This is a genomic window from Arcicella sp. (assembly GCF_964672035.1).
The window spans coordinates 1-4,164 of the sequence record NZ_CBABQS010000159.1; the positions used below are offsets into that span (position 1 = coordinate 1).

The 4,164-nt window shown below is 36.3% G+C and carries 6 protein-coding genes; 5 read left to right on the forward strand and 1 reads right to left on the reverse strand.

All coding sequences use genetic code 11. The annotated features are described in order from the left end of the window. Both AC1W31_RS20705 and gldJ read left to right on the forward strand, forming a co-directional pair. The coding region (locus AC1W31_RS20705) for a TRCF domain-containing protein (RefSeq protein WP_481736404.1) at positions 1-648 on the forward strand (648 nt) is incomplete at its 5' end. Between the two features lie 221 nt (positions 649-869). Then, positions 870-2,114, forward strand: a complete 1,245-nt coding sequence (gene gldJ / locus AC1W31_RS20710) for a gliding motility lipoprotein GldJ (RefSeq protein ID WP_481736405.1) — start codon at positions 870-872, stop codon at positions 2,112-2,114. A gap of 55 nt (positions 2,115-2,169) precedes the next feature. On the opposite strand, the gene AC1W31_RS20715 is transcribed toward gldJ, so the two are convergent. Further along, entirely contained in the window at positions 2,170-2,850 is a 681-nt protein-coding gene (locus AC1W31_RS20715; protein ID WP_481736406.1) for a ComF family protein, read from the reverse strand. 183 nt (positions 2,851-3,033) lie between these two features. Here AC1W31_RS20715 and AC1W31_RS20720 point away from each other — a divergent pair, with 183 nt between their 5' ends. The 3 genes from AC1W31_RS20720 to AC1W31_RS20730 form a co-directional block, all read left to right on the forward strand. Next, positions 3,034-3,375, forward strand: a complete 342-nt coding sequence (locus AC1W31_RS20720; RefSeq protein WP_481736407.1) for a carboxymuconolactone decarboxylase family protein — start codon at positions 3,034-3,036, stop codon at positions 3,373-3,375. A 3-nt stretch (positions 3,376-3,378) separates the two neighbouring features. Continuing rightward, the gene (locus AC1W31_RS20725; protein ID WP_481736408.1) at positions 3,379-3,720 is read left to right on the forward strand and encodes a hypothetical protein; all 342 of its coding nucleotides are present in this window, start codon (positions 3,379-3,381) and stop codon (positions 3,718-3,720) included. A 19-nt stretch (positions 3,721-3,739) separates the two neighbouring features. Next, the coding region (locus AC1W31_RS20730; RefSeq protein WP_481736409.1) for an exodeoxyribonuclease III at positions 3,740-4,164 on the forward strand (425 nt) is incomplete at its 3' end.

Below are 4,164 nucleotides of genomic sequence, written 5' to 3' on the forward strand. Positions count from 1 at the left end.
TTTAAAGTTGCCATGAGGGATTTGGATATTCGAGGAGCGGGAAACCTTTTAGGAGCCGAACAAAGTGGTTTTATCAACGATTTAGGCTACGAATTATACCATAAAATTTTGGATGAAGCAGTCCAAGAATTGAAAGAGAACGAGTTCCGTGAATTATTTGAAGTAAGTTTATCCGAAACTGTTGAAAATTTGAAAATTGATTGCCAAATTGAGACTGATTTGCACGTACTTATTCCCGAAAAATACGTTTCCAGTATTTCAGAAAGATTGTCGCTTTACACGCAATTAGACGACATGAAAACGGGGGAGGAATTGCATAAATTTGAAGTGATGGTGAAAGACCGTTTCGGACCGCTACCTCCCGAAGTTAAAGACATTATTGAAATTGTGCGAGTGCGATGGATGGCAGAAATGGTTGGAATGGAAAAAATATTGCTCAAAAACAATAATCTGAAATGTTACTTCGTTTCTTCTGAGAACGAAAAGTATTATAAATCAGCTACTTTTGGCAAGATTCTTGATTATGTAAAGAAGAATTCTCGTAAGTGTTCACTCAAAGAAGCCAAAGGAAAATTGATGTTGATTTTTGAAAAAATCACCTCAATTGAAGAACTGAAAGGCATTTTGAATGAAATTATTGGGAGTTAATTTTAATTTGAAAATTGATTGTTTTGAGGATTAAAATTTACAGAATCTTATATTATTTTAAAATGTAAAACCTTCAAATTCTCAAATTGAATAAACTTCTCAGTAATTCCCGCCAGATTTAACGCTGATTATTGTAAATTGCAATCTTTCTACGGTAAACTTTACCGTTCTGAGTCAGAATTTAAAATTATTTATATCACGACAATCAAATTATTCGACAGATGAAGTTGTCCCTCAAATCAGTGGCTATTGTTTTAGTTGGTCTTACATTAGTAAGTTCTTGTAAATCGAAGAAGCCCAGTAGCGTAAAAATAGGCAAAGGAAGTACCGCCACCGGTATTGCTTATAACAAAAAAGGCGGTTTTCAAGTTGATAAAACTTTCAAAGGACAGCCAACTGGCCCTAACTTAGTATTCGTAGAAGGCGGTCGCTTTACAATGGGTGCTTTGGAAGAAGATGTCATCAATTCAAGAGATAACTTAGAAAGAACGGTATCCGTACAGTCTTTTTATATGGATGAAACCGAAATTGGAAACGTGCATTATCTTGAATATTTGAATTCAATTCAGAAAGATTCATCACAAGAATTTTACGAGTCAGCGCTTCCAGATACATTGGTTTGGAAAAACGAATTGGCTTTTAATGATTCTTATGTTGAGCAATATTTGCGTTATCCTGGTTTCCGTATGTATCCAGTAGTGGGTGTTTCATGGACGCAAGCATCTGATTATTGTAACTGGCGTACTGCGGCAGTAAACAATGACATTGCCATGAAAAACCAGAAAGGAAGCAAAAAAGGCAAAACAACTAAAGCCAAAAGAGGAGCTGAATCTAATAAAGTTGCTCCTGCATTTACGGCTGGTCAACGTTTACAAATTGAATCTGGAAAGGTTCTTCCTGCCTATCGTCTTCCAACGGAAGCTGAGTGGGAATATGCGGCAAAGGCAATGATTGGGACGCAATACGAAGATGAAAATCAGACAAACCAAAGAATTTATCCTTGGGATGGCCCTAATATGCGTGCTTCTCGTGGCAAGAAAAAAGGAACGATGTTAGCCAACTTTAAGCGTGGTCGTGGTGACTATGCGGGTATTGCTGGTAAGTCAAATGATGGTGCAATTATCACAAATGAAATCTATTCATATCCAGCCAATGATTTCGGTTTATATCAAATGGCAGGTAACGTAAATGAGTGGGTTTTTGACTTGTATCGTCCCTTATCTTATGAGGATTTCAACGACTTAAATCCAATTCGTAGAAGCGATTATTTGGATAAGGAAAAGACTTACGATAAAAAAAATAACAACTCTTTGGTGGACAATAAATCTCGTGTTTACAAAGGTGGTTCATGGGCAGATGTTGCCTATTGGTTAGCACCAGGAACACGTCGTTTTATTGACCAAGATTCAGCAACTTCAACCATTGGTTTCCGTTGTGCGATGATTAGAGCTGGTACTAATAAATAAGAATTCTCATAAAAGAAGAGCCGTTAAATTAATTTTTAACGGCTCTTCTTTTGCATCAATATGCCGCTGCAATGGCAATGATTGAAACATTTTTCACCCCTACATCATTCAAAGCTAATACACATGATTCAAGCGTTGCGCCCGTTGTAAGTGTGTCATCTACAATCACAATTCGCTTCTCTGCAAGCCCTTCTGGTTTATCCACAAAAAAGACATCTTTCATATTTTCGTACCGTTCCAATCTTGATTTATTGATTTGCGTTTCTGTTTCAATTCCTCTTTTTAACACATCGTTTTGCCAAGGTGCATTTAAACTCTCTGAAAGCCCTTTTGCCAACGAATCTGATTGATTATATCCTCGAATGATTAATCGGTTTGCATGAAGAGGCACGGGTAAAATCAAGTCAAATTCATCAGAAAAGCCATTTTCCTTCAAATCAGCCCCATACATTCTCCCCAAAATCTCGCCAACTTCTTGATTACCTTTATACTTCAATTCATGCATCATCCGTTGCACTTTTCCACCTTTTACAAACTTTAAATAGGATAAGGCATGAGTCAAATTCACTTTGCCAATAAATCTATTTATTAGTTTATTATCAACATGTAGATGCGAATTTGTGAGTGGTAATTCAAAGCGACAATCCGTACAAATTTGCTCTTCTTTGAGTTGAAGTGGCTGTTGGCACCCTGTACAAATTCTTGGAAAAATAAGGTCAATAAAGGATTGGAACATCTTGAAAATATTGGTTAAGTTTTGAAGGTTTAAATGTACAAAATCTTTTGAAAATATTGGTAGTCCATGATATTGATTAACTTTGTTTTATTGTAATACAGACAACCTTCTCCCTTGAAATTTAAGAACGAATAAGGTCGTCTCTATCACACATTTATTACATAAAATCAACCTACAAAACACATGAGTTTAGTTACAGAATTTAATGATTATCGAAGCACGATGAATGAAAAAATTATGGCTTCTGATAATAAAGTTATCAAAAGAATTTTCAATCTTGACACCAATACTTACGCCGATGGAGCCTTGTCTGAGAAAACAAAAGAGATGATGGGATTATCATGTTCGATGGTTTTACGGTGTGACGATTGTGTCAAATATCATCTCGGAAGGTGCTTTGAATTAGGCGTAAATTCTGCCGAAATTCAAGAAATATTTTCAGTGGCAACGCTGATTGGTGGAACAATTGTTATACCACATCTTCGTCGTGCAACGGAGTACTGGGAGGAATTAATTAAAGAATAAAAAATGGAAAATTTAACCCAAGAATGGGAATCGTTATTAAATAAATTAGAACTGGCAATGGGCAAACGTCCCTCCGATTTAGACTCAGTTTTGTTCCTCATGGGGGTACAAGAATTGGGTAAAGGACATCAGTTTTTCACCAAAGAACAGAAACAAGATTTGATGCACATTGCCATTTGCAAAGCATTAAGTTTTAGTGGAATTTATGAGCTTGAAGGCACTGACCAAGATGGCTGGCCCCATTGGAAATTGGTTCAACCTCTGCCATTTGTGAATATCGTTGAACAAGAAAAATTGATGAAAGCTCATGTGATTGAGTATTTTGAGAAGGAAGTTTTTGTATAACCATTTTAAAATTAACTGCATGAAAATTATTACTTATAATGTTAACGGTATTCGTTCGGCAATTTCAAAAGGTTTTGTGGATTGGGTAAAAGTCACCGATGCTGATATGATTTGTTTGCAAGAAGTTAAAGCGGAAGAACACCAAATTGACAAAGCTATCTTTGAAGAATTGGGTTACGAAATCCAGTGGTACGCCGCCGAGAAGAAAGGTTATTCGGGTGTTGCAATCTTTACAAAAGTAAAACCTAAGAATGTAGTTCATGGTTGTGGCATCGAAATTTATGACCGAGAGGGTAGAGTTTTACGTACTGATTTTGAAGATTTTTCGTTAATGTCTGTATATATGCCTTCGGGTTCGAGCGGGGAGGAGCGTCAAGGTTTTAAGATGAAATGGCTTACGGATTTTCATGAATATATTCATGAGTTGAAAAAGACCGTTCCGAA

Excerpts from the sequence above, each read along its gene's own strand:
- gldJ (WP_481736405.1), top strand. The coding sequence starts at position 870 with ATGAAGTTGTCCCTCAAATCAGTGGCTATTGTTTTAGTTGGTCTTACA.
- AC1W31_RS20715 (WP_481736406.1), bottom strand. The coding sequence starts at position 2,850 with ATGTTCCAATCCTTTATTGACCTTATTTTTCCAAGAATTTGTACAGGG.
- AC1W31_RS20720 (WP_481736407.1), top strand. The coding sequence starts at position 3,034 with ATGAGTTTAGTTACAGAATTTAATGATTATCGAAGCACGATGAATGAA.
- AC1W31_RS20725 (WP_481736408.1), top strand. The coding sequence starts at position 3,379 with ATGGAAAATTTAACCCAAGAATGGGAATCGTTATTAAATAAATTAGAA.